The following is a 24,460-nucleotide window of genomic DNA, read 5'->3' on the forward strand; positions in this document are numbered from 1 at the left end:
CCGCGCGGACGCGGCAAAGCAGCACTCTGGAGAGACCTGGCGCCGCTGCCCAATCAGGGACATAGCGAGCAGCCCAGGCGCCGAAGGTGCAAACCCGCCACGCGGGGCAACTCTCAGGCAAAAGGACAGAGGGGCGGAAGATTCAGCCGTTGCGTGGGCGCATCCCGTCCGCCGGCGGCATTCCGTAACCCTGGCAACGCTGCCGCTCCGGAGTACCCGCGCATGTCCGCACCCCTCAAACGCACCCCGCTGGCCGACGAACATATCGCCTCTGGCGCCCGCATGGTCGACTTCGGCGGCTGGGACATGCCCCTGGCCTACGGCTCGCAACTGGAGGAGCACCACGCGGTGCGCCAGGACGCCGGCATGTTCGACGTCTCGCACATGCTCAACGCCGACATCACCGGCCCCGACGCCTACGCCTTCCTGCAGCGCCTGGTGGCCAACGACGTCGCCAAGCTGACCGTGCCCGGCAAGGCGCTCTACACCTGCATGCTGAACCCGCAGGGCGGCGTCATCGACGACCTGATCGTGTATTTCTTCGCCGCCGATGAATGGCGCGTGGTGGTCAACGCCGGCACCGCCGACAAGGACATGGCCTGGATGCAGCGCGTCAGGCAGGCCGGCAAGTTCGACGTCACCATCACGCCGCGCCGCGACCTGGCCATGATCGCCGTGCAGGGCCCCAACGCCCGCGCCAAGGTCTGGGCCGCGCGCCCCGCCTGGCAGGCCGCCAGCGAGCCGCTGACCCCGTTCGTGGCCGCCCGCGTCGGCGACGACACGCTGGTCGCGCGCACCGGCTACACCGGCGAAGACGGCTTCGAAATCGTGCTGCCCGCCGCCGAGGCGGTGCAACTGTGGCGCGACCTGGCGGCCCAGGGCGTGCGCCCGGCCGGCCTGGGCGCGCGCGACACGCTGCGCCTGGAAGCCGGCATGAACCTCTACGGCCAGGACATGGACGAACTGACCCAGCCCGGCGAAGCCGCGCTGACCTGGACGGTGTCCCTGAAGAACCCCGAGCGCCGCTTCATCGGCCGCGACGCGCTGGAGCAGTTCGCCACGCCCGCCGCCTTCGTCGGCCTGAAGCTGCAGGAACGCGGCGTGATGCGTGCCCACATGGCGGTGCGCACCAAGAACGGCACGGGCGAACTCACCAGCGGCACCATGTCGCCGACGCTGGGCGTGTCGATCGGCTTTGCCCGCCTGCCGCAAGGCGTGGTCGCGGGCGACACGGTCGAGGTCGACATCCGCGGCAAGTGGGTGCCCGCCCTGGTCTGCAAGCTGCCGTTTGTCCGTAACGGCAAAGCCGTCGAACACTCGTAAACTCGAAGCTTCGCGCGGGAGGCCCGCCCCTTTTGGGGCGCAGGCCGCCGGCGCGAGGCGCGCAACACCATTTCCTTATCCGAATCCCCCCAGGAGTTCCCATGAGTCTGCCCACCGATCGCAAGTACACCGAGTCCCATGAATGGGTCAAAGCCGAAGGCGACGTGTTCGTCGTCGGCATCACCGATACCGCCCAGGACCAACTGGGTGACCTGGTCTTCGTCGGCGACGTCAAGGTCGGCGCCAAGCTGAACGCGGGCGAGACCGCCGGCGTGGTCGAGTCGGTCAAGGCCGCCTCCGACATCTACGCGCCCGTGGCCGGCGAAATCGTCGCGTTCAACGACGAGCTGGAAAGCAACCCCAACCTGATCAACGAATCGGCCTTCACCGCCTGGATCTTCAAGATCAAGCCGGTCAACGCCGCCGATGCCGACAAGCTGCTGGACGCCGCCGGCTACGAAGCCGTCGCCAACGGCTAAGCCGGCCAGGGCGGGCGCGGCGCTGGCGCCGCCGCCCGTCCATGCATCACCGTCCGTCCCTCCCGACGACACCGCCATCCCGAGATCCCCCATGTCGCGCGCCCTAGACACCCACACCGACTTCATCCCCCGCCACATCGGCCCCTCCGACGCCGACCAGGCCGCCATGCTTGCCGCCATCGGCAGCCCCAGCCTGGACGCCCTGATCGAAGAAGTCGTGCCGCCCAAGATCCGCAGCCAGGCGCCGCTGGCGCTGCCGCCGTCGCGCAGCGAAGCCGACGTGCTGGCCGAACTGAAGCAGATCGCCGGCCGCAACAAGGTCTACCGCAACTACATCGGCCAGGGGTACTACGGCACGCAGACGCCCAACGTGGTGTTGCGCAACATTCTCGAGAATCCCGCCTGGTACACGGCCTACACGCCCTACCAGCCCGAGATCTCGCAGGGCCGCCTGGAGGCCCTGCTGAACTACCAGACCATGGTCGCCGACCTGACCGGGCTGGACATCTCCAACGCCTCGCTGCTCGATGAAAGCACCGCCGCCGCCGAAGCCATGACGCTGGCGCGCCGCAGCGCCAAGTCGCAAAGCCCGGTGTTCTTCATCTCGCGCCACGTGCATCCGCAGACCATCGAGGTCGTGCGCACGCGCGCCGAGGGCCTGGACATCGAGATCGCCGTCGGCGACGAGGCCGATGGCCTGCCGGAGTGCTTCGGCGTGCTGCTGCAGTACCCGCACAGCACCGGCTCGGTGGCCGACTACCGCAAGCTGGCCGAGACCGCCCACGCGCAGGGCGCGGTGGTGGCCGTGGCCACCGACCTGCTGGCGCTGGCGCTGCTGGCCGCGCCCGGCGAATGGGGCGCGGACATCGCCATCGGTTCGGCCCAGCGCTTCGGCGTGCCGTTCGGCTTCGGCGGCCCGCACGCCGGCTTCATGGCCTGCAAGGACGCCTTCAAGCGCAACATGGCCGGCCGCCTGGTCGGCGTGTCCAAGGACGCCCAGGGCAACCCGGCGATGCGCCTGGCGCTGCAGACGCGCGAACAGCACATCCGCCGCGAGAAGGCCACCTCGAACATCTGCACCGCGCAGGTGCTGCTGGCCGTGATGGCCGGCATGTACGCCGTCTGGCACGGCCCGGCCGGCATCCGCCGCATCGCCGAGCGCGTGCAGCGCTACACCGCCATCCTGCGCGCCGAACTCGGCAAGCTGGGCATCAAGGTCGCCAACGACACCTTCTTCGACACGCTGCTGCTGGAAACCGGCCCGGCCACTCCCGCCATCATCACGGCCGCCGAGTGCGAGCACATCAACCTGCGCCGTGTCGACGGCGCGCGCCTGGCCGTGTCGCTGGACGAGACCGTCACCGCCGCCGACCTGCAGGCGCTGGTGAACGTGTTCGCCGCCGGCCTGGAACGCGACGACGTCGAACTGGACATCGACGCGCTGGACGCCAAGGCGGCCGGCGGCATCCCCGCCGCGGTGGCGCGTGAAAGCGCCATCCTCAAGCATCCGGTGTTCTCCAGCGTGCAGTCGGAAACCGACATGCTGCGCTACCTGCGCAAGCTCGCCGACAAGGACCTGGCGCTGGACCGCACCATGATCCCGCTGGGCTCCTGCACCATGAAGCTGAACGCCACGGCCGAGATGATCCCCATCACCTGGCCCGAGTTCGCGCTGGTGCATCCGTTCGCGCCCGCCTCGCAGAGCAAGGGCTATGACGAGCTGATCACGCGCCTGTCGGCCGCGCTGTGCGAGATCACCGGCTACGACAACATCAGCCTGCAGCCCAACTCGGGCGCGCAGGGCGAATACGCCGGCCTGCTGGCGATCCGCGGCTACCACCAGGCCAACGGCCAGCACCAGCGCAACGTCTGCCTGATTCCGTCGTCGGCCCACGGCACCAACCCCGCGTCGGCGCAACTGGCCGGCATGGACGTGGTGGTGGTGGCCTCCGACGCCAACGGCAACGTCGACCTGGGCGACCTGCGCGCCAAGATCGAACAGGTCGGCGACAAGCTGGCCGCGCTGATGATCACCTACCCGTCCACGCACGGCGTGTTCGAGGAAGCCGTGACCGAGATCTGCGACCTGGTGCACCAGGCCGGCGGCCAGGTGTACCTGGACGGCGCCAACATGAACGCCATGGTCGGCGTGGCCAAGCCGGGCAAGTTCGGCTCGGACGTGTCGCACCTGAACCTGCACAAGACCTTCTGCATCCCGCACGGCGGCGGCGGCCCGGGCGTCGGTCCGGTGGCGGTGCGCGCGCACCTCGCGCCGTACCTGCCCGGCGTGGTGAACGAGCAGGGCAAGCTGCCCGGCGAAGCCAAGGTCGGCCCGGTCTCGGCCGCGCCGTTCGGTTCGGCCGGCATCCTGCCGATCCCGTTCGTGTACATCGCGCTGATGGGCGCCGACGGCCTGCGCCGCGCCACCGAAGTCGCGATCCTGAACGCCAACTACATCGCCACCCGCCTGCGCGGCCACTACCCGGTGCTGTACGCGGGCCGCAACGGCCGCGTGGCGCACGAGTGCATCCTGGACGTGCGTCCGCTCAAGGAAACCAGCGGCATCAGCGCCGAGGACATCGCCAAGCGCCTGATGGACTACGGCTTCCATGCCCCCACCATGAGCTTCCCGGTGGCCGGCACGCTGATGGTCGAGCCGACCGAATCCGAAGGCGTGGCCGAGCTGGACCGCTTCATCGACGCGATGATCTCGATCCGCGAGGAAATCGCCCAGGTCGAGCGTGGCGAACGCGACCGCGAGGACAACGTTCTGAAGAACGCGCCGCACACCGCGCAGATGCTGCTGGCCGAGGAATGGCTGCACGACTACCCGCGCCAGCAGGCCGCCTATCCGGTGGCCTCGCTGCGCGACGCCAAGTACTGGCCGCCGGTGGCGCGCGTGGACAACGCCTATGGCGATCGCAATCTGGTGTGCGCCTGCCTGCCGGTCGAAGCCTACGCCTGATGCCGCGTGACGGCCCGCCCCTTGGGGCGGGTCATCGAGGCTTGCCTGGCGACAGGCAAAAAAAACCCCCATCGCACGATGGGGGTTTTGCTTTTTCGCGGCCGTCTTACTTCCTGGCCGGCGCCGCCGTGATGGCGGTGGCGAATTCCTCGGTGATGCTGAAGTAGGTGTTCAGCAGGATCTGCAGGTTTTTCTTGCCGATGCCGCCTTCGGCGTTCATGTCCATCTGCAGCACGGCCTGGTTCTTGTCGTCCAGGTAAGCGCGGGTCCAGCGGTACTCCTGGTTCCAGGCGTTGATGGCCTTGAGCGTGGCCGGCTTCTTGCTGGCGTAGGTGGCGGTGGCGACCAGGTCGTAGCACTTCTCGGAGAAGTCATTGCACAGGAATTCCAGGCGCAGGTCGGTGGCGCCGGAATTGCTGGCGTCCAGGATCAGCACCGGACCTTCGTCGCCGTCGGTCTTGCGGGTGGTGTAGCCCATGTCTTCCAGCATATGGACGACCATGTCGACGTCGAACTCATTGACCACGTCGGCGTTGCTGGTCGCGGCCATTTCGTCGTCCATGGCGGTGGCGCCGGCGGCCGGTTCGGCTTCTTCCTCGTCATCGTCCATCGCGCTGTTCATGCCGGTCGCGCCCAGCAGGCCCGAGAACAGTTCGTCGGCGGGAATCTTCTTGCCGTTCAGGTCGCCCATGCCGTCGGCGAAGTGGAACTTGCCGACGATGTTGTCGCCGTCGTTCTTGCCGACGTTGAACATCTCGGCCATGCCGGACATGCTGCGGATGTTGTCGGCGGCCTCGGCTTCGGCCTTGTCGGCGGGCATGCCGTCCTTCTTGATGGCGTACTGCACCATCAGGTCCTGCACCATCGGCTTGGAGATCACCAGCGTGGCGTCGATCTGCTTGATGGCCTTGACCACGATTTCCTGCGGCGTCAGGTCCTTGACGTTGGGAGGATTGGCCAGGTCCAGCGTGACGTTCAGCTTGCTTTCGCCCTTGGCGGTCTTCCAGCTGATCGGGTCGATGCTGAACGACGGATTGCCGGCCAGCAGCTTGCCGGCGTTATCCAGCAGCACCTGGAACTGTTCGTCGTTCAGGCCCTCGTCGTGGGCATCGGCCATGTATTGGCGCATCAACTGGTTGTAGGTATCGGACAGTTGCTTGACCGCGGCGCCGTCCAGCCGGGCCAGCTTGATGACGGCCTGGCCGTTGCCCAGCGGCACGTCGTTGACGTTGATGTCGCCGGTCTGGTAGGCGGCCTGGATGTTGATGTTCTTGTCGTCCTCGGCCAGCTTGACGGTGTAGCTGAAGTTGTCGAGGATCACCTTGGCGTCGGCGTCCGGCTTGATGACTTCGATGCGCTTGATCTTGATGCCCGAGTCGCCGACCGACAGGCCGAACTTGCCCATGCGGCTGTCGACGTCCATGGTCAGGCCGGACATCGCCATCTTGATCGGATCGCTGCCCTTGGTGCCGTCCACCGCCAGCGTGTCGGTCTTGGCATTGGCGGTGATGGCGGCCAGTCCGCGGTCGAACGTGCCGGTGATTTCCATGCCGCTGAAATCGACCGAATTGCCTTCATGCGTCACCTTCACCGGCGCGATGCGGGCGGTCGATGCCGTGCTGCCGCCAAAGCTGACCATGGCATCGGTGACCAGGGGCGAGACGTCCTTGGTCAGCTCGAACACCGGCTTGACGTTGTCCGTCTTGGCCATTTCGGTGTGGACGAAAGCCAGCTTGGGCGCGATGGCGCCGCGCGCCAGCGCGCTCTTGGGGAACGGGCCGTGCTCGATTTGGGCATCGAATTCCAGCATGCCGTCCGGCATGTCGCTCAGGCTCTTGTCGCTCTTCACGAACGACACGCCGTAGCGCGCCTGCGTCGAGAACAGGCCGCGCTCGTATTTGATCTGGTCGATGCGCAGGCCGAACAAAGGCGTGATCTTGGCCAGCTTCTCGTTGGCCTCGGCCAGGCGGCGCTGCGCGCCTTCTTCGATGCGCTTGCCCGTGTACCAGGTAGCACCCACCCAGCTTCCCGCTCCCACTATGACCACGGCTAAGGTGATCGCTACGCTCTTTTTCATGTTTTGCTTTGTCGTTGATTGTCGAGTCTTGTCCATGCGGCGCGGCGCCGTCGAGCGGCGCGGGCAATGGGACATATTCATCGGCCTGTCAGGACCCGCGGCGAGTATACCGAGGCGGGGTAGCCAGTTGCAGTGCGTGCCGTTACCGAAGATTTCAAAATGAAAGCCGGCGCCCTCGGGCGCCGGCCATATTGTCGACAACGCGTGTTTTACAGGGGATCGAGCGGGTAGATCGGCCGGCGCACGTGCTTGAAGTCGAGCTGGCCGTAGTCGGAGGTGGTGACGCCCACGCCGGTGCACTCGATGATCTCGGTGGCCATTTCGGAGAAGCCGGCGCGCCAGTGGACCCGGCTCTTGAGCACCACATAGCGCTTTTGCAGCGGATCGATGCCGGCCGACAGCAGGCAATTGATGTCGAAGGGTTCCTGGTGCCGCGATACCACCACGATCTCGACCCGTCCGGTATCGATCACCACCGTCAGGCCGGTGTCGTTGCGCACGCCACGGTACATGGGGCCGCGGTTCAGGTAGACGCCGTCGAACACCAGCTTGACGCGGCCCGTCACGGTCAGCGGTTCGCCGCGGCGATTGATGGCGGGCATGTCGACCTTGCCCCCCAGCGGCAGCGTGACGGTGCTGCCCACCCCCGCCGTGGCGGCCTCGCGCGCCGCCTGGGGATCACAGATGGCGTAGAACACCACGTTGTCCAGTTCCTGGCGCAGCACCTCGGCCAGCACCGCGGTGGTGTCCATGGTGCCCCCGGAGCCGGTGTTGTCGTAGTGGTCCAGCAGCACCACCGGTCCCTGCTCGATGGCCTTGGCCCGGGCAATGGTGGGCGCCAGCGGCTCGGAATGGAACACCCATTTCGCCCGGTCGTTCCAGGCGCGGTCCAGCAGCTCGTCGCGGTATTGCTCCGCCTGGGCCAGGTTGGCGTCCGTACAGACCACGGCGCTCAGGCCGGCCTCGCGGATGTCGGCGTGGGGGAAACCCACGAACACCGAGGCCGCCAGCACGCCGTCGGCCTCCATCTGGCGGCAGCGCTCCTGCAGCGACTTGTTGGGATCGGCGTGGGTGCCCTGGCACATGACGTGCGGCAGCATGGGCTTGCCGCCCCAGGTCATCACGGGCTTGATCTCGCCCTTGAGCGTGCGCACGATAACGTTGGCCGCGCGCACGCCGGCCTCGCGGATGTCCACGTGCGGATAGGTATGGAAGCCGCTGATGACGGTGGCGTTGTCGACGATGTCGGCGTAGATGTTGGCGTGCATGTCCAGCGTCACGGCCACCGGCGTGTTGGGATCGATCTCGCGCAGGCGGCGCAGCAGGTCGCCCTCGGCGTCTTCCACACCCTCGGCCACCATGGCGCCATGCAGGTCCAGCAGGATGGCGTCGTAGCCGCCCTTGCGGACCTCGTCCAGCACCCGCTTGCACAGCAGTTCGTGGGTCTCGGCGCTGGCCGGGCCGCTGGGCCAGGACTCGGCGGCCACCGGCACCACGATCTCGGCGCCGACGCGGCGCGCCACCTCGATGTAGCCGCCCAGGCCGCTGTCGGTGTTCTCGTAGGCGCGGATGGCGCGGTCGCCGGCCAGGATTTCAGGATTGCCGCGGAAAAAGCGCGCGAGCGGGGTCGGCACGGGCGAGAAGGTGTTCGTCTCGTGCTTGATCATTGCCAGAAGCCAACGCATGGAAATTCCTGTGGGTTGCCAAAGGGGAAGGGGAGCGGGACGGCGTCAGGCCCGGGGCGGTTGCGGCCAGGGCTGCTGGGCCGGGCGCATGCGCTCCCAGGCGCGAGCCACGCGCAGCACGCCCAGATCGTCGAAGCGCGCGCCGGCGATCTGCAGGCCGATCGGCAGGCCCGACTTGGTATAGCCGCAATTGACCGAGGCGGCCGGCTGCTCGCTCATGTTGTAGGGCAGGGTGTAGCCGATGTGGTGCATGGTCGTGGCGACTTCGTTGGTGGGCGCGGCCCACTCGGCGTTGTAGGCCACCACCGGCGCCACCGGCGACAGCACGTAGTCGTAGGGGGCGGTGGCGGCGACGGTCCTGGCGCGCACGTTCAGGGTTTCGTAGTAGCTGCGGAACACGGCCTCGCCGGATTGGCCGCCGCCGCTTTCGGCCCAGGCGCGGATGAACGGCAGGATCTTGTCGCGGCGTGCCTGCGGCAGGGCCCCCAGGTCAATGGCCGAGCGGGTGCGCCAGAAACGGTCGACGCCGTCCAGCATCTCCGGCGTCATCCACGGCTTGAGCGGCGTGACGATGGCGCCGGCCGACTCGAACAGTCGGGCCGCGGCTTCGACGGCGGCGCGGATCTCCGGGTCCAGCGGCAGGCCGCAGCCGGCTTCGAGCTGCAGGCCGATGCGCAGGCCGCGCACGTCCAGCTCCAGGTTGAGCCAGTCGAAGTCCTGGAACGGCAGGCTCATGTGGTCGCGCGCGTCGGGTTGCGACAGCACGCCCATCATCAGCGCGGCGTCAGCGATGTCGCGCGTCATGGGGCCGGCGCAGCGGCCCATGAAGGGCGGGTCGATGGGAATGCGGCCCAGGCTGGGCTTGAGCGTGGCGATGCCGCACCAGGCGGCCGGCAGGCGCACCGAGCCGCCGATGTCGGTGCCGATGTGCAGCGGGCCGTAGCCCGCCGCCGCCGCCGCCCCGGCGCCGGCGCTGGAGCCGCCCGGGTTTTTGCTCAGGTCCCAGGGGTTGCGCGTCAGCGCATGGAAACTCGACAGTCCCGAGGAGAGCATGCCGTAGTCGGGCATGGTCGTCTTGCCCAGCACCACGGCGCCGGCCTCGCGCATGCGCGCCGCCGGCGGGGCGTCGGCCGCGGCCGGCGTCAGGTCGGTGGCGGCGGTGCCCAGCGGCACCGGCACGCCGCGGGTGGCGATGTTTTCCTTGATGGTGGCGGGCACGCCGTCCAGCGAGTAGCCGCCGCAAGCCTGCGGCTCGCCCTTCATCCAGCGCGCCTCGGAAGCGCGCGCCTGCGCCAGCGCCTGGTCGGGATCGAGCGCATAGGTGGCGTGGATGTGCGGTTCCCAGCGCGCGATGTGGTCGAGCACCGAGCGGGTCGCCTCGACCGGCGACAGGGTCTTGTTGCGATAGGCGGCCAGCAGTTCCTGGGCCGAGAGTTCATGCGGTTGCGACATGGCGGGTTCCGATTGCGTGGGATGCCTGGGTTGATTGGGACGCCTCAGGCGGCGGGGGCCGCCAGCCCGGCCGCCACGGGCCGGAAATTGCGGAAGTCCCAGTCGCGCCCGGGCGCCGCGTCGATCAGGGCGCGGGTGTACTCGTGGCGGGGATCGGTCAGCACGGCCTGGGCGGCGCCGGTCTCGACGACCTTGCCGCGCTGCATGACCATGATGGTGTCGCAGATCTGCGCGGCCACGCGCAGGTCATGCGTGATGAACAGCACGCCCACGCCGGTGCGTTGGCGCACCTGCTCGAGCAGTTCCAGCACCTGCGCCTGCACCGACACGTCGAGCGCCGACACGGCCTCGTCGGCCACCAGGATCTCGGGGTCCATCACCAGCGCGCGGGCGATGCAGATGCGCTGGCGCTGGCCGCCGGAGAATTGGTGCGGATAGCGCCGCATGGCGTCGGGGCTGAGCCCGACCACCGACAGCGTTTCGCCGGCGCGTTGCTCGGCCTTGTCGCGGGGCACGCCGAAATTGAGCAGGCCTTCGATGATGGATTCGCCCACGGTGCGGCGCGGGTTGAGCGAACGGTACGGGTCCTGGAACACGATCTGGATGCGGCGGCGCACCGGGCGCAGCGCCGCGCCGGACAGGGTGCTGAGGTCTTCGCCGCCCATCATCATGTGGCCGGCGGTGGGCTCGATCAGGCGCACGATGCAGCGCGCCACCGTCGATTTGCCCGAACCGGATTCGCCCACGATGCCCAGGATCTCGCCCTTGCGCAACGTCAGGTTGACGTCGGCCGCGGCGATCACGTTCTGCGGCGCGCGGCGCGAAAACAGCGCGCGCTTGCCGCCGTAGGTGCGCCCCAGGCCCTTGACGTGCAGCACCGGCTGGCCGGCGGGCGCTTCGCGGTGCGAGGGCACCAGGCTTGGCACCGACGACACCAGGCGGCGCGTGTACGACTGCTTGGGTTCTGCCAGGATTTCGTGGCGCGTGCCGCTTTCGATCAGGTCGCCGCGGTTCATCACCACGATGCGGTCGGCGATCTCGGCCACCACGCCAAAGTCGTGCGTGATGAACAGCACGGCGGTGCGGTGCTTGACCTGCAGTTCCTTGATCAGCAGCAGGATCTGCTTCTGCGTGGTGACGTCCAGCGCCGTGGTCGGCTCGTCGGCGATCAGCAGCTTGGGCTCCAGGATCAGCGCCATGGCGATCACGATGCGCTGGCGCTGGCCGCCCGAGAGCTGGTGCGGATAGGCATCGTAGATGCGCTCGACGTCGGGCAGGTGCACCGAGCGGAACATGTCCAGCACCTTGGCGCGGCGTTCGGCGGCCGACATGCGGCGATGCAGCCGCAGCACTTCATCGACCTGCTTGCCGACGGTGTGCACGGGGTTCAGCGCCGTCATGGGTTCCTGGAACACCATGGCCATGCGGGTGGCGCGCAGCTCGCGCAGGCGCCGCGGCGTGGCGGTGGCCACGTCCTCGCCTTCGACGCGGATCGAACCCGCGCTGATGCGCAGCACGCCAGGCGGCAGCAGGCCCATGACGGCCAGCGAGGTGACCGACTTGCCCGAGCCGGATTCGCCGACCACGCACACGGTTTCGCCGGCGTGCACGTCCAGGCTCAGGTTGCGCACCACGCGGTTGCCGGCGCCGCCGACCTCCACCGACAGGTTGCGGATCGCCAGCACGGCGGACGAGGTATCGCCCGCGGGGGGAGTGGGGGAGTAGGTCATCGGCATCAGATCCTGCGCACCATTTTCGGATCGAGGGCGTCGCGCAGCGCGTCGCCCAGGATGTTCACGCTGAGCACGGTCAGCGACAGGAACAGCCCCGGGAACAGGATCAGGCCGGGCAGCATGCGGAAGTACATGCGGCCCTCGGACATGATGTTGCCCCAGGAGGCGATCTCGGGCGGGATGCCCGCGCCCAGGAAGCTGAGGATGGCCTCGGTCAGCATGGCCGAAGCGAACACATAGGTGCCCTGCACGGTCAGCGGCGCGATGGTGCTGGGCACCATGTGGCGCCACAGCAGCAGCGGCAGCGGCGTGCCCAGCGCCAGCGCGGCCTCGACGTAGGGCTCGCCGCGCACGGTCAGGATCTGGCCGCGCACCAGCCGCACCACGCGCGGGATCTCGGGAATGGTGATGGCCACCAGCACCGTGGTCAGGCTGGCGCCGGTCACCGACACCAGCGCGATCGCCAGCAGGATGCCGGGGATCGCCATGATGGCGTCCATGGTGCGCATGATGATGCCGTCGAGCGAGCGGAACCAGCCGGCGATGACGCCGACCACGAGCCCGATGGCGACGCTGACGACCGCGGCGCCCAGGCCCGCGATCAGCGAGACGCGCGCGCCGTAGGCCACGCGCGACCAGACGTCGCGGCCGAAGGCGTCGGTGCCGAACAGGTAATCGGTGAACGGCTGCTTGAGGCGCGCGCCGGGATTGATGGACGTCGGATCGACCGTGCCCAGCAGCGGGGCGAACAGGGCGATGGCGACAATGATGAGCAGCACCACCAGGGCCAGCATCACCGGCCAGCTTTTGAGGCCCTGGCGGATCTGGCGCCAGGCGGTGACGTGGGGCGTGCCGCCGCCGGGAAGATCGGCGGCCGCTTGCGCGGCGGCGTCGGTTGGCGTTTGCATGGCGTGGCCTCAGTATCGGATACGGGGGTCGAACACCGTGTAGGCGCAATCGACAACCAGATTGATGAACACGTAGACGAAGGCGAAGAACAGCGTCAGGCCCTGGATCACGGGATAGTCTCGCGCCAGCACGGCTTCGACCACCAGCCGGCCCAGGCCCGGGATGTTGAACACCGATTCGGTCACCACCACGCCGCTGATCAGCAGCGCGATGCCCAGGCCCACCACCGTGGCGATGGGCACCGCGGCATTGCGCAGCGCGTGGCCCAGCAGCACGCCGGTCTCGGTCAGCCCCTTGGAGCGCGCGGTGCGGATGAAGTCCTCGCCCATCACCTCGATGACGCTGGTGCGCGTGATGCGCGCGATCAGGGCGATATACACCGTGGACAGCGCCAGCGACGGCAGGATCAGCCGGTGCAGGAACAGCCAGAAGCCATTGGCCAGCGGCGTGTAGCCCTGCACGTTGAACCAGCCCAGCTTGATGGCGAAGGCCCAGATCAGCAGGTAGCCGGTGACGAACACCGGCACCGAAAAGCCCAGCACCGAAAAGCCCATGACGGCGCGATCCAGCAGCCGGCCCTGGCGCCAGGCCGCCAGCACGCCCAGCGGAATCGCCACGACCAGCGTGAAGACCAGCGTCAGCAACGCCAGGCTCAACGACGGTTCGAGCCGCTGGCCGATTAGCTGGGTGACCGGCACGCCGGACATCAGCGAGGTGCCGAGGTCTCCCTGCAGCAACTTGCCGCCCCAGATGAAGAACTGTTTGGCGACCGGCTTGTCCAGGCCCATCGTCTGGCGGATCTGCTCGATCCGCTCGGGCGTGGCGCCGTCGCCCGCCATGATGATGGCCGGATCACCCGGGCTCAGACGCAATATCGCAAAGACCACCACCGCGACCATCACCAGAACGGGGATGGTCGCGAGGAGCCGGCGTGAGACGAATGCCAGCATGTATTTCCCCCTGAACTACTTGCCCGTCAAGGGGCTTTTTTCACATTCCAGAACGCGAACACCGGCGCATGCACCAGGCCCGAGAGCTTGGTGGTGTACACGGTGGGCACGGACATCTGGCCCAGCGGCACGTACAGGCCTTCGTCGATGCCGATGCGCTGCAATTCATCGGCGATCTTCTTCTGCTCGGCCGGATCGGAGGTCAGCGCGAACTTGGTGCGCAGTTCCTCGACCTGGGGGAAGTCGGGCCAGCCGAACCAGGCGTTGTCGCCGTTGGCCGCGGCCGGGGCCGAGCGCACCGGGTCCATCACGTCGGTGGCGTACCAGTTGGTGTTGTGGATGTTCCAGCCGCCTTCGGCCGGCGCCGCCTTCGAGGCGCGGCGGGTCGCCACGCTCTGCCAGTCCATCGCCGCCAGGTTGACGTTGAAGCCGGCCTTGCGCAGCGCCTGTGCCATCACCACCGGCTGCGCCGACAGCGTGCCGACGTCGGTGGCGTGCATCACCAGGATCGGGGTGTTGTCATAGCCGGCTTCCTTCAGCAGGGCCTTGGCCTTCTCGATGTTCGAGGGCACCACCACGTCCTTGCCGATGTCCGATTCCAGCGGCGTGCCGCAGCCCCACAGCGAGGCGCAGGTTCGCCAGTACTTGGGATTGCCCACCAGCGCCTTCATCACGTCTTCCTGGCCGATGGCGTACATCGCGGCCTGGCGGATCTTCTTGTTGTTGAAGGGCGGGTACTTGAAGTTGAAACGGTACATCGTGAAGTAGCCGACCGGGCTGAGCGACTCTTCCTTCAGGTCCTTGTTGCCCTCGACCATCGGCAGCAGGTCGTACGGGAACTGCTCGACGAAGTCGATCTCGCCGCCCAGCAGCGCGTTGGCGGTGGTCAGGGCGTCGGGCATCACGTCCCACTCGACCTTGTCCACGTTCACCACCTTGCCGCCGGCCAGGCCGCTGGCGGGCTCCTTGCGCGGCACGTAGTCGGCATTCTTGGCGTAGACGGTCTTCACGCCCGGCTTGAACTCGATGACCTTGAACGGACCCGAGCCGGTCATGTCGGTGATCGGCTGGCCGATCGGCAGATCGGCGATGCGTTTGGGCATCATGAACGGCGCGGTGCCGGTCGGCTTGGACAGGGCGCGCAGCGCCAGGTCCGTGGGTTCCTTCATGACGATGCGGAAGCTGTTGTCGTCGATGACTTCGATCTTGTCGGTGAATTTCAGCAGCGTGCGGCCCATGCCGTCGCCCGCGGCCCAGCGCTTGATCGACGCGACGCAATCCTCGGCCGTGACGGGCTTGCCGTCATGCCATTTCTGGCCCGGGCGCAGCGTCATGGTGTAGGTCTTGCCGTCGGCCGAGACATCCCACTTTTCCAGCATCTGCGGCTGGATCTTGTTGTCGGCGTCGGTGGCCAGCAGGGTGTCGTAGATCATGTAGCCATGCCACGTCGTGATGTACGCGGTGGTGGCGTGCGGATCGGTCAGGCGCAGCGGCGAATGCATCACCGCCTTGATGACGGTGTCGGCGTAGGCGCCATGGGCCATCAGCAGGGTGGCGCCGGCGAACGCGGCCGCGCGGACGAACTTGAGCATGAAATTCCCCTTGTATGCGTAGTGAGCGGCGCGTTTCGCCGCTACGTCGTTAACGCGCCGCGCCCCGGGGCGCGGCGAGCGAGGGTCAGTCGGTCGCGGCGCCGGCAAACACCGGGCCGCAAGGCGCCATTCTGATGCCGGGACGCAACCGTGTCCATGGTTGTTTTGCCGCATCCATCAGCATGGAACCCGGCGCGGCGCAAACCAGGATCGTGTGGGCGATCGGGGTGAAGTCGGCGCGGAAATGCGCCGAGCTTTTCACCGCCAGGATGGCCGCGCGGCGCGGCTCGATGCCGGCGAAGCGGAACATTTCCTGGTCGGCCATCTGCACCTTGTTGGACGCCACCACGATGCGCACGCCGCCGATGCGCAGGCAGGCGCTGGGGCCCAGGTCCATGTGGAAGCCGCGATAGAACGCGCCATGCGTATCGAAGCGCCCATCCGAAGTTTTCTCCACGATGAACTCCGCGTCCAGCGGTTCGTCGTCGGGAATACCCGAGTGTCCACCCAATGCAATGCGGACCGATTTACCCACGCCAGCGCGGTGCGCGGCCAGCGCCGCTTCCGGATCGACGATCAGTCCGATGGCGGCATCGCGCGCCTGGTGGCGGATCAGCGCGCGCAGCAGGCCGGTGGTGTCGGAACTGCCGCCGGCGCCCGGATTGTCCTGCGCGTCGGCGATGACCACCGGCGCGTTGGCCTCGCGCGCCAGGCGCAGGGCGGTCGTGACCGCGTCATCGGGCGAATACAGGGTGCCGCCAAAATCCCGTTCGGCATCGAGCACCGCGCGCGCCAGCGTGTCGGCGGCCGCGTCGGCCTCGGCCTGGGTGGCGCCGTAGGCCCATACCGCCGGCAGGCAGTCGGGAAAGTCCGCGGCGGGAAAGCCGGTGGCCAGCGACGCGCTCTGGGCGCCGCGCGCCTCGATGTCGCCGACCATCTGGTACAGGCTGCGCGCTGGCTCGATGTCGGTCGATTGCCAGCACAGCGGAATCAGGTAGGGCAACTGCCGCAGCGCCACGCAGGGACGAGGCGCGCCGGCCAGGCGCCGCGCCAGCAGCGCGGCGGCGCGCTGGCCGGTCTCGGCCATGTCGATGTGCGGATAGGTGCGGTAGCAGACCAGCGCGTCGGCGTAACGCACCATTGCCGCTGTCATGTTGGCGTGCAGGTCGAGGCTGGCCACCACCGGCACGTCAGGGCCAACCAGCGCCCGCACGCGCTTGAGCAGTTCGCCCTCGCCGTCGTCCAGGTGCTCGGTGACCATAGCGCCGTGCAGGTCCAGGTACACGCCATCCAGCGGCATGGCCGCTTGCAGGCCCTGCAGGATCAGGGCGCTGATGCGTTCGAACGCGTCCTCGGTGACCGGGCCCGACGGGCTGGCCGCGGCCCACGTGGCCGGCAGCAGCGTGTGCTGTTGCATGGCCTCGATGAAGCCGGCCACGGGAATGTTGGCGCCAGCCACGGCCTGGAACATCGCCGGACCGCTGACCAGTTTCGGCCAGCCGCCGCCCTTGTCGGCAAAGTCTTCCCACGCCGCGCGCGAGGGCGCGAACGTATTGGTTTCATGCTGAAAGCCGCCTATCCCGATGCGCATCAGGATTCCCCTTGTTGTGTGTCTTTCGGCAAAACCCCGGCCTCTTGGCGGGCCGGGGCGGTGTGGGCAGGATTACTTGGCCACGGGCATGGTGAATTCCGCGCCCTTGGCGATGCTGTCCGGCCAGCGCTGCATCACGCTCTTGTAGCGCGAGTAGAAGCGGATGCCTTCCTCGCCGTAGGCGTGGTGGTCGCCGAACAGCGAGCGCTTCCAGCCGCCGAACGAGTGCCAGGCCATCGGCACCGGGATCGGCACGTTGATGCCGACCATGCCCACCTTGATCTGGCGGGCGAAGGCGCGCGCCACGCCGCCGTCGGACGTGAAGCAGGCCACGCCGTTGCCGAATTCATGGGCGTTGATCAGTTCGACCGCGGCGGCGAAGTCGGGCACGCGCACCACGCACAGCACCGGCCCGAAGATCTCTTCGCGGTAGATGTTCATCGCGGGCTTGACCTTGTCGAACAGCGTGCCGCCCAGGAAGAAACCCTTTTCGGCGCCCGGCACTTTCAGGCCGCGGCCGTCGACCACCAGCTCGGCGCCGGCGGCGACGCCGTCCTCGATGTAGCCGATGACCTTGTTGCGGTGCTGCGCCGTGACCAGCGGGCCCATTTCGGCGTCGCCCTGCATGCCATCCTTGACCACCAGCGCCTTGACGCGCGGGATCAGGCGTTCGATGACTTTGTCGGCCACGTCGCCTACCGCCACGGCCACCGAGATCGCCATGCAGCGCTCGCCGGCCGAGCCGTAGGCCGCGCCCATCAGCGCATCGGTGACCTGGTCGAGATCGGCGTCCGGCATCACCACCAGGTGGTTCTTGGCGCCGCCCAGGGCCTGCACGCGCTTGCCGCGGCGCGTGCCTTCGGCGTAGATGTATTCGGCGATCGGGGTCGAGCCGACGAAGGACAGGGCCTCGACGTCGGGGTGCGCGATCAGCGCGTCCACGGCCTGCTTGTCGCCGTGCACCACGTTGAACACGCCCGGCGGCAGGCCGGCTTCGGTCAGCAGCTCGGCCAGGCGCAGCGAGGCCGAGGGATCGCGTTCGGACGGCTTGAGCACGAAGGTGTTGCCGCAGGCGATGGCCACCGGGAACATCCAGCAGGGCACCATCATCGGGAAGTTGAACGGCGTGATGCCGGCCACCACGCCCAGCGCCTGGCGCATGCTCCAGTTGTCGATGCCGCCGCCGATCTGGTCGGAATACTGGCCCTTGAACAGTTGCGGAATGCCGCAGGCGAATTCGACCACTTCGATGCCGCGCATCACTTCGCCCTTGGCGTCCGAGAACACCTTGCCGTGCTCGCGCGTGATCAGTTCGGCCAGTTCGTCCTGGTGCTTGTCCAGCAGCGCCTTGAAGTTGAACAGCACGCGGGCGCGCTTGAGCGCCGGGGTTTCGGACCAGGCCGGAAAGGCGGCCTTGGCGGCGGCCACGGCCAGCGCCACTTCGTCGGTGGAGGCCAGCGGCACGGAGGTGATGATCTCGCCCGTGGCCGGATTGAAACCGTCGGCGTAGCGGTTGCTGCGGCCATCGTAGGGCTGGCCGTTGATGTAGTGGGAGAGGTTCTTCTTCATGGGAAAGCTCGGAGCGGGGTTCTTTGAAAACGCCGGAGGGCGGCCCGGGGCCGCCCGCCATTGTGTGCGAGGCGCGGCGCCTGCGCCGCGCCGGGGACTACGCGACTTCCTTGAGCACCTTGCCGATCTGCTCGAAGATCTGGCCGATCTGGGCCTCGTCGATGATCAGCGGGGGCGAGACGGCGATGATGTCGCCGGTGTAACGCACCATCAGTCCGCTGTCGAAGCACTTCTGGAACACCTCGGCGGCGCGCGCGCCCGGCGCGCCGGCGCGCGGCGCCAGCTCGACGCCGGCCACCAGGCCCAGGTTGCGCACGTCGATGACGTGCGGCGCGCCCTTCAGGCTGTGGGCGGCCTGCTCGAAGGCGCCGGACAGCTTGCGGGCGCGGGCGAACAGGTCCTCGCGGCGGTAGATGTCCAGCGTCGCCAGGATGGCGGCGGCCGCCAGCGGGTGGGCCGAATAGGTGTAGCCGTGGAAGAACTCGATGCCGCCGGCCGGGCCGTTGACGATGGCGTCATGCACCTCGCGGCGCACCGCGACCGCGCCTGCCGGCACGGCGGCGTTGCTGACGCCCTTGGCCATCGCGATCAGGTCCGGCGTCACGCCGAAGAATTCCGACGCGGTGGCCGCGCCGAGGCGGCCGTAGGCGGTGATGACTTCGTCGAAGATCAGCAGGATGCCGTGCTTGGACGTGATCTCGCGCAGCTTTTCCAGGTAGCCCTTGGGCGGGATCAGCACGCCGGTGGAGCCGGCCATGGGTTCCACGATGACCGCGGCAATGGTCGAGGCGTCGTGCAGCGCGATGATGCGCTCCAGGTCCTCGGCCAGGTGCGCGCCCCAGGCCGGCTGGCCCTTGGAATAGGCGTTCTGCTCCAGGTTGTGGGTGTGGGGCAAGTGGTCCACGGCGGGCAGCAGCGCGCCGGAGAAGGTCTTGCGGTTGGGCGAGATGCCGCCGACCGAAATGCCGCCGAAGCCCACGCCGTGGTAGCCGCGCTCGCGGCCGATCAGGCGGGTGCGCTGGCCTTCGCCGCGGGCGCGGTGGTAGGCCAGGGCGATCTTCAGGGCGGTGTCGACCGATTCGGAACCGGAGTTGGTGAAGAACACGCGGTCCAGGCCCTGCGGCATGAAGCTGGCGACGGCCGTGGCTGCCTCGAAGGCCAGCGGGTGGCCGAGCTGGAAGCCCGGGGCGTAGTCCATGATGCCGGCCTGGCGCGAGATCGCCTCGACGATCTCCTGGCGGCCGTGGCCGGCGTTCACGCACCACAGGCCGGCGGTGCCATCCAGCACCTGGCGGCCATCGGCCGAGGTGTAGTACATGCCCTTGGCCGCCGCCAGCATGCGCGGATGCGCCTTGAACTGCTTGTTGGCGGTGAAGGGCATCCACAGATGGGACAGGTCGGGCAACTCGGCGGGGGCGTTCATGGCGGCTCCAGGGGAAGGACAGGCGCCGGAGCCTGCGCGCGTGTCGGGCGGGCGGCCGGCGGGATGCGATTGATTCTGGTACGTCCGGCGAGGAATGAAAATATACAATCCGCGCAAACCGGGCTAACTGTATAGTTGCAAGCATGACAACTGTACAGATAGCGTAGCGCCGTGATCGACTTCCAGCCCGTGCGTGCCCGGGGGCAGGCGCCAACCCTGGTGGACCAGCTCGTGGCCGCCGTGCTGCGCGCCATCGAGGCGCAGGAGCTGCGTCCGGGTATGTCCCTACCCTCGGTGCGCGACTTCGCGCGCCAGTACCAGGTCAGCACCTTCACCGTGGCCAGCGCCTATAACCGCCTAGTATCACTGGGCTGGCTGGCGGCGCGCCCCGGCGCCGGCTATCGCGTGGCCTCGCCCGACGCGCCGCCGCGCCGGGGCGAGCCGCAGTCCTGGGAGCCGCCGCGGCTGAACGCGGCCTGGCTGCTGTCGGACATCTTCGCGGACCACTCCATTCCCATCAAGTCGGGCTGCGGCTGGCTGCCGGGCGAGTGGCTCAATGAAGAGGGGCTGCACATGGCGCTGCGCCACATGGGCCGGGTGCCGGCCATGCGCATCGCCAACTACGGCCATCCCTATGGCTACGCGCCGCTGCGCGAGACCATCGCCGCCACGCTCAGCGCGCAGGGCATGGAGGTGGAAGTGTCGCAGGTGCTGCTGACCCAGGGCGTGACGCACGGGTTGGACATGGTGATCCGCACGCTGCTGCGGCCGGGCGACACCGTGCTGGTCGAGCAGCCGGCCTACGCCAACCTGTTGCAGATGCTGCGGTTGGCCGGGCTGCGGGTGGTGCCGGTGGCGCGCACGCTGGATGGCCTGGATTGCGAGGCGCTGGAGCAGGCCGCGTCGCAGCACCGGCCGCGCGCGCTGTTCGTCAACACCGCCCTGCAGAACCCGTCCGGCGCCAGCATCAGCATGGCCAATGCCTTCCGCATTCTGCAACTGGCCGAGCGCCACGGGCTGTGGGTGGTCGAGGACGACATTTCCCGCGAACTGGCGCCCGGCGTCACGCCCATGCTGGCGGCGCTCGATGGCGGCCGCCGTGTGGTCTACCTGGGCGGCTATTCCAAGGTCATCAGCCCGTCGGTGCGGGTCGGTTACGTGGTGGCGCACCGCGACCTGGCGCGCGATATCGCGCGCACCAAGATGGCGGTGGGACTGACCTCGCCGGAGATCATGGAGCGCATCGTGCACCAGGTCATCCGCGAGGGCCGCTACCGGGCGCACATCGAGCGCACCCGCGAACGGCTGGCCCAGGCGCACGCGACGGTGGCCGGGTTGATGGCGCAGCATGGTTTCGAGATCTACGCGCGGCCCCAGGCGGGCCTGTTCCTGTGGGCCAAGGTGGCCGGGCAATGGCGCGAGCGCGGCGCCAACGGCCTGGCGGGGCTGGCGCTGAAGGACGGCATCTGGCTGGCGCCGGGGTCGTATTTCGAGGCCGACGAGGCCGATACGCCTTGGGTGCGCTTCAACGTGGCGTATTCGGAAGCGCCGGCGCTGTGGCGCTTCATGCGCAACGAGGGCGCGGCGTAGCCTTTGCGGCCGGGCGTTGCGATACCGCCGGGCGCGGCGGCGGCGCCGGCCGCGGTCATCCCCAGGGCGGGGTTCAGGCGCGTTCGTACGTCACGAAATCGTAGCGGTAGCCGTTTTCCTCGGGCTGCGCCTGGCGCGCGGTTTCGCGCCACTGGAAGCCGGGCAGCAGCGGGAAAAAGGCGTCGCCCTCGACTTCGGCATGGACTTCGGTGGCCAGGATGCGGCTGGCCTGCGGCAGGGCCTGCGTGTAGATCTGCGCGCCGCCGATGACGAACGCCTCTGCGCTGTCGCCGCAGGCGGCGACGGCGGCCTCCAGCGTCGGCACCACGGTGGCGCCCGCGGCCTCGAAGGCGGGGTTGCGGCTGATGACGATGTTGGCGCGGCCGGGCAGGGGGCGGCCCAGCGAGTCCCAGGTCTTGCGGCCCATGATGATGGGATGGCCCAGGGTGCTGCGCTTGAAGTGCGCCAGGTCGCCCGGCAGTTTCCAGGGCAGGGCATTGTCGCGGCCGATGGCGCGGTTGGTGGAATAGGCGACGATCAGGGTCAGGCGGGCGGACATGCGGGGGCGGGCGCTCGGAAGGGGAGCCGGCGTGGCCGGCGGGAAGACCCCAAGCGTAGCAAATCTGGCCGGCAGGGGCGGGCGGCGGGTAGAACCGCCGCGTCGCGGCGGGGCGTCCGCGTCGGCTCAGCTTGAGGCGTGTTCCAGGAATTCGTCGGCGGGCATCGGCTTGCCCAGCAGGAAGCCCTGCAGCGAATCGCAGCCCAGGCCCGTCAGGAATTTCTGCTGCGCGGTGGTTTCCACGCCTTCGGCCACGATGCGCAGGTTCAGTTGTTGCCCCAGCGCGACGATCGCCGAGATGATGGCGGCGTCCTCATTGTCGTTGTCCAACTGGTTGACGAAGCCGCGGTCGATCTTCAGTTCGGTGGCGGGCAGGCGCTTCAGGTACAGGAGGCTGGAGTAGCCGGTGCCGAAATCGTCGATCGAGATGGTCACGCCCAGGCCGGACAGGCGCTTGAGCACCGTCAGGCTGGCCTCGGCGTCGCGCATCGCGGTCGATTCGGTCACTTCCAGCGTCAGGCAGGAGGGCGGCACGTCGTGCCGCGCCAGCGCGGTGCGCACGGTCTCGACCAGGCCGGAATGGGCGAACTGCAGCGCCGAGATGTTGACGGCGATGGTCCAGTGGCCCTGGCCGGCATCGATCCACTGGCGCATCTGGCGGCAGGCTTCGTTGATGACCCATTCGCCGATCGACAGGATCAGCCCGGTTTTTTCCGCCGTCGGAATGAACTGGTCGGGACCCACCAGGCCGCGGGTCGGGTGGTTCCAGCGCAGCAGCGCCTCGGCGCCCATGATAGGCCCGGCGGGCGCCTCGTACTTGGGTTGGTAGTGCAGCACGAACTGGCCCCGTTCCTGCGCCAGGCGCAGGTCGTGCAGCAGTTCGATCTGCTCGTGCGCGTCGGCGTTCATCGACGGCTCGAAGAAGCTGTAGCCGGTGCCGCCCAGGCGCTTGGCGTGGTACATCGCCGCGTCGGCGTTGGTCAGCAGGGCGTGGGTGTCCTCGCCGTCGTTGGGGTAGATGGCGATGCCGACGCTGGAAGTCACCAGCACTTCATGGCCGTACACCATGACAGGGCGGGCGATCGCCTCGATCAGGCGGTCCGCCACGTTGGCGGCGTCGGTTGGTTCCACCACTTCGCTGAGCACGATGAATTCGTCGCCACCGAGCCGCGCCACGGTGTCGTGGGTGCGCAGCGTCTGGCGGATGCGCTGGGCCAGGTCGATCAGCAGGGCGTCGCCGGTGTGGTGACCGTAGGCGTCATTGACCGCCTTGAAACCGTCCAGGTCGAAGAACAGCACCGCGAAGTAGCCCTTGCGGCGGCTGGCGCTCTCGATCGCTTGTTCCAGGCGGTCCTCCAGCAGGATGCGGTTGGGCAGCTTGGTCAGGGTGTCGTGCAGTGCCAGTTGCACCAGTTCTTCGTTGGCCTCGGCCAGCGACGAGGCCAGCGCCGAGGTGCGGGCTTCCAGGCGGTTGTCCAGCACCGCCACCACCAGGGCGATGGCGAGCACGCTCAAGGTCACGGCGGTGACCGCGATGGCCAGCCAGCCGGCCGAGATGCCGGTGTTCGCCGCCATGCAGATGCTGTCGGCCGGAAAGCCGGCGGCCTTCATGCCCGTGTAGTGCATGCCGACGATCGCCAGCCCCATGACCACCGCCGCCAATGGCCGCGACAGCGCCACCCGCGGGCCGTCATGGCGCAGGCGGTAGGTGATCCAGAGGGCGGCGCCCGACGCGGCCACCGCGATGGCGATGGACAGCGCGAACCAGGCAGGGTCGTAGACGATGCCCGGCATCATGCGCATGGCGGCCATGCCGATATAGTGCATGGCGGCGATGCCGGCGCCCATCAGCAGGGCGCCCACGATCAGCCGGCGCCAGGGCAGATCGTCCTTGCAGACGATCCACAGCGCGAAGGCGGAGCAGCCGATGGCGATCGCCAGCGACAGGAGCGTCAGCGGCAGGTCGTAGCCCATCGGGATCGGCAGGTTGAACGCCAGCATGCCGACGAAGTGCATGGACCAGATGCCGATGCCCATGGCGAGCGCGCCGCCCGCCAGCCAGTAACGCGCCGCCGGCAGTCCGTTCGCGGCCCGGACGCGGTTGGCCATGCCCAGCGCCGTGTATGACGCCAGGATGGCGACCCCTAGGGATACGAGGACGAGCGAAGGGTTATATGTTCCAACGAGCATTTTTGGGGTCCTGTCCTAAGCGCATACAGCCGCCGCGCCGGCCTCAATTCAAATCAATTAGTAGTCAACAGTTGCAAACGAGCCGCAAGAGGATCCTGCTGTCGACGCTGGCGATTTACGTACTCACTAGTCTGGATGGGGGGTGCGGCGCTGCACTGCAGGCGGTCGGCGAGGCCGGGCGGCTTGCCCCGGCTACGCGGCGAGTGGCAGGCACGGCGCGACATGGGCCGTTCAGAAACCAAGACGCGCAGGGCTTGCTTGCCGCGCGTCCGAGGCTAAGGGATGGGTTATACCGAAAACGCGCCTCCAGAAGCTCACCAATCTTCACCTGCGCGAGAGGGCGCGCCCGGCGCCTGCGCGCCCAGCCTTTGGC

General features: G+C 68.3%; 16 protein-coding genes and 1 riboswitch. Of the genes, 4 read left to right on the forward strand and 12 right to left on the reverse strand.

Features of this window, described 5'->3' with window-relative positions; genetic code table 11:
• Window positions 1-16: 16 nt before the first annotated feature.
• A riboswitch (glycine riboswitch) is annotated at window positions 17-139 on the forward strand.
• Window positions 140-222: 83 nt separating this feature from the next.
• The 3 genes from gcvT to gcvP all read left to right on the forward strand — a co-directional run bounded on the left by gcvT (window position 223) and on the right by gcvP (window position 4,767).
• Complete coding sequence (gene gcvT, locus SB816_RS05120) at window positions 223-1,323, forward strand: glycine cleavage system aminomethyltransferase GcvT (RefSeq protein WP_054500649.1); 1,101 nt, start codon at window positions 223-225, stop codon at window positions 1,321-1,323.
• Window positions 1,324-1,424: 101 nt separating this feature from the next.
• Entirely contained in the window at window positions 1,425-1,802 is a 378-nt protein-coding gene (gcvH, locus tag SB816_RS05125) for a glycine cleavage system protein GcvH (RefSeq protein ID WP_006385867.1), read from the forward strand.
• 91 nt (window positions 1,803-1,893) lie between these two features.
• Window positions 1,894-4,767 carry an aminomethyl-transferring glycine dehydrogenase gene (gcvP, locus tag SB816_RS05130; RefSeq protein ID WP_269872103.1) on the forward strand — a complete coding sequence of 958 codons (2,874 nt, stop codon included), beginning with the start codon at window positions 1,894-1,896 and terminating at the stop codon, window positions 4,765-4,767.
• A gap of 106 nt (window positions 4,768-4,873) precedes the next feature.
• On the opposite strand, the gene SB816_RS05135 is transcribed toward gcvP, so the two are convergent.
• From SB816_RS05135 to SB816_RS05180, 10 genes are all read right to left on the reverse strand, one after another.
• A complete protein-coding gene (locus tag SB816_RS05135; protein ID WP_054500651.1) occupies window positions 4,874-6,844 on the reverse strand; it encodes a DUF945 family protein in 1,971 nt (656 codons plus the stop codon).
• 209 nt (window positions 6,845-7,053) lie between these two features.
• On the reverse strand, window positions 7,054-8,529 hold the full coding sequence (locus tag SB816_RS05140; RefSeq protein ID WP_026384803.1) for a M81 family metallopeptidase: 1,476 nt from the start codon (window positions 8,527-8,529) through the stop codon (window positions 7,054-7,056).
• A gap of 45 nt (window positions 8,530-8,574) precedes the next feature.
• The gene (locus SB816_RS05145) at window positions 8,575-9,981 is read right to left on the reverse strand and encodes an amidase (RefSeq protein ID WP_175167059.1); all 1,407 of its coding nucleotides are present in this window, start codon (window positions 9,979-9,981) and stop codon (window positions 8,575-8,577) included.
• A 44-nt stretch (window positions 9,982-10,025) separates the two neighbouring features.
• Window positions 10,026-11,711 (reverse strand): ABC transporter ATP-binding protein, encoded by a 1,686-nt coding sequence (locus SB816_RS05150; RefSeq protein ID WP_410546584.1) that lies wholly within the window; start codon window positions 11,709-11,711, stop codon window positions 10,026-10,028.
• Between the two features lie 5 nt (window positions 11,712-11,716).
• The gene (locus SB816_RS05155; protein WP_410546585.1) at window positions 11,717-12,622 is read right to left on the reverse strand and encodes an ABC transporter permease; all 906 of its coding nucleotides are present in this window, start codon (window positions 12,620-12,622) and stop codon (window positions 11,717-11,719) included.
• A gap of 9 nt (window positions 12,623-12,631) precedes the next feature.
• Entirely contained in the window at window positions 12,632-13,573 is a 942-nt protein-coding gene (locus tag SB816_RS05160) for an ABC transporter permease (RefSeq protein ID WP_054500655.1), read from the reverse strand.
• 26 nt (window positions 13,574-13,599) lie between these two features.
• On the reverse strand, window positions 13,600-15,165 hold the full coding sequence (locus tag SB816_RS05165; protein ID WP_064528591.1) for an ABC transporter substrate-binding protein: 1,566 nt from the start codon (window positions 15,163-15,165) through the stop codon (window positions 13,600-13,602).
• An 85-nt stretch (window positions 15,166-15,250) separates the two neighbouring features.
• Entirely contained in the window at window positions 15,251-16,756 is a 1,506-nt protein-coding gene (locus SB816_RS05170) for a M81 family metallopeptidase (RefSeq protein WP_144655552.1), read from the reverse strand.
• 72 nt (window positions 16,757-16,828) lie between these two features.
• A complete protein-coding gene (locus SB816_RS05175; protein WP_049076221.1) occupies window positions 16,829-18,325 on the reverse strand; it encodes a CoA-acylating methylmalonate-semialdehyde dehydrogenase in 1,497 nt (498 codons plus the stop codon).
• 97 nt (window positions 18,326-18,422) lie between these two features.
• A complete protein-coding gene (locus tag SB816_RS05180) occupies window positions 18,423-19,748 on the reverse strand; it encodes an aspartate aminotransferase family protein (protein ID WP_049076219.1) in 1,326 nt (441 codons plus the stop codon).
• A 171-nt stretch (window positions 19,749-19,919) separates the two neighbouring features.
• Between SB816_RS05180 and SB816_RS05185 the strand changes: the two genes are divergently transcribed.
• A complete protein-coding gene (locus tag SB816_RS05185; RefSeq protein ID WP_049076217.1) occupies window positions 19,920-21,338 on the forward strand; it encodes a PLP-dependent aminotransferase family protein in 1,419 nt (472 codons plus the stop codon).
• A 73-nt stretch (window positions 21,339-21,411) separates the two neighbouring features.
• Here the strand turns inward: SB816_RS05185 and SB816_RS05190 are convergent, their stop codons facing one another.
• Together SB816_RS05190 and SB816_RS05195 are read right to left on the reverse strand one after the other, a co-directional pair.
• On the reverse strand, window positions 21,412-21,897 hold the full coding sequence (locus tag SB816_RS05190; RefSeq protein WP_054500659.1) for a dihydrofolate reductase: 486 nt from the start codon (window positions 21,895-21,897) through the stop codon (window positions 21,412-21,414).
• Between the two features lie 126 nt (window positions 21,898-22,023).
• The gene (locus SB816_RS05195) at window positions 22,024-24,087 is read right to left on the reverse strand and encodes a putative bifunctional diguanylate cyclase/phosphodiesterase (RefSeq protein WP_054500660.1); all 2,064 of its coding nucleotides are present in this window, start codon (window positions 24,085-24,087) and stop codon (window positions 22,024-22,026) included.
• Window positions 24,088-24,460 lie beyond the last annotated feature (373 nt).

This window comes from Achromobacter sp. SIMBA_011 (assembly GCF_046535435.1).
Taxonomy (GTDB): domain Bacteria; phylum Pseudomonadota; class Gammaproteobacteria; order Burkholderiales; family Burkholderiaceae_B; genus Achromobacter; species Achromobacter dolens.

What these genes read in the sequence shown, in the direction of transcription:
- gcvH (WP_006385867.1), top strand. Translation starts at nt 1,425, where the DNA reads ATGAGTCTGCCCACCGATCGCAAGTACACCGAGTCCCATGAATGGGTC.
- SB816_RS05160 (WP_054500655.1), bottom strand. Translation starts at nt 13,573, where the DNA reads ATGCTGGCATTCGTCTCACGCCGGCTCCTCGCGACCATCCCCGTTCTG.
- SB816_RS05135 (WP_054500651.1), bottom strand. Translation starts at nt 6,844, where the DNA reads ATGAAAAAGAGCGTAGCGATCACCTTAGCCGTGGTCATAGTGGGAGCG.
- SB816_RS05170 (WP_144655552.1), bottom strand. Translation starts at nt 16,756, where the DNA reads ATGCGCATCGGGATAGGCGGCTTTCAGCATGAAACCAATACGTTCGCG.
- SB816_RS05180 (WP_049076219.1), bottom strand. Translation starts at nt 19,748, where the DNA reads ATGAACGCCCCCGCCGAGTTGCCCGACCTGTCCCATCTGTGGATGCCC.
- SB816_RS05190 (WP_054500659.1), bottom strand. Translation starts at nt 21,897, where the DNA reads ATGTCCGCCCGCCTGACCCTGATCGTCGCCTATTCCACCAACCGCGCC.
- SB816_RS05150 (WP_410546584.1), bottom strand. Translation starts at nt 11,711, where the DNA reads ATGACCTACTCCCCCACTCCCCCCGCGGGCGATACCTCGTCCGCCGTG.
- gcvP (WP_269872103.1), top strand. Translation starts at nt 1,894, where the DNA reads ATGTCGCGCGCCCTAGACACCCACACCGACTTCATCCCCCGCCACATC.
- SB816_RS05140 (WP_026384803.1), bottom strand. Translation starts at nt 8,529, where the DNA reads ATGCGTTGGCTTCTGGCAATGATCAAGCACGAGACGAACACCTTCTCG.
- SB816_RS05155 (WP_410546585.1), bottom strand. Translation starts at nt 12,622, where the DNA reads ATGCAAACGCCAACCGACGCCGCCGCGCAAGCGGCCGCCGATCTTCCC.
- gcvT (WP_054500649.1), top strand. Translation starts at nt 223, where the DNA reads ATGTCCGCACCCCTCAAACGCACCCCGCTGGCCGACGAACATATCGCC.
- SB816_RS05195 (WP_054500660.1), bottom strand. Translation starts at nt 24,087, where the DNA reads ATGCTCGTTGGAACATATAACCCTTCGCTCGTCCTCGTATCCCTAGGG.
- SB816_RS05165 (WP_064528591.1), bottom strand. Translation starts at nt 15,165, where the DNA reads ATGCTCAAGTTCGTCCGCGCGGCCGCGTTCGCCGGCGCCACCCTGCTG.
- SB816_RS05175 (WP_049076221.1), bottom strand. Translation starts at nt 18,325, where the DNA reads ATGAAGAAGAACCTCTCCCACTACATCAACGGCCAGCCCTACGATGGC.
- SB816_RS05145 (WP_175167059.1), bottom strand. Translation starts at nt 9,981, where the DNA reads ATGTCGCAACCGCATGAACTCTCGGCCCAGGAACTGCTGGCCGCCTAT.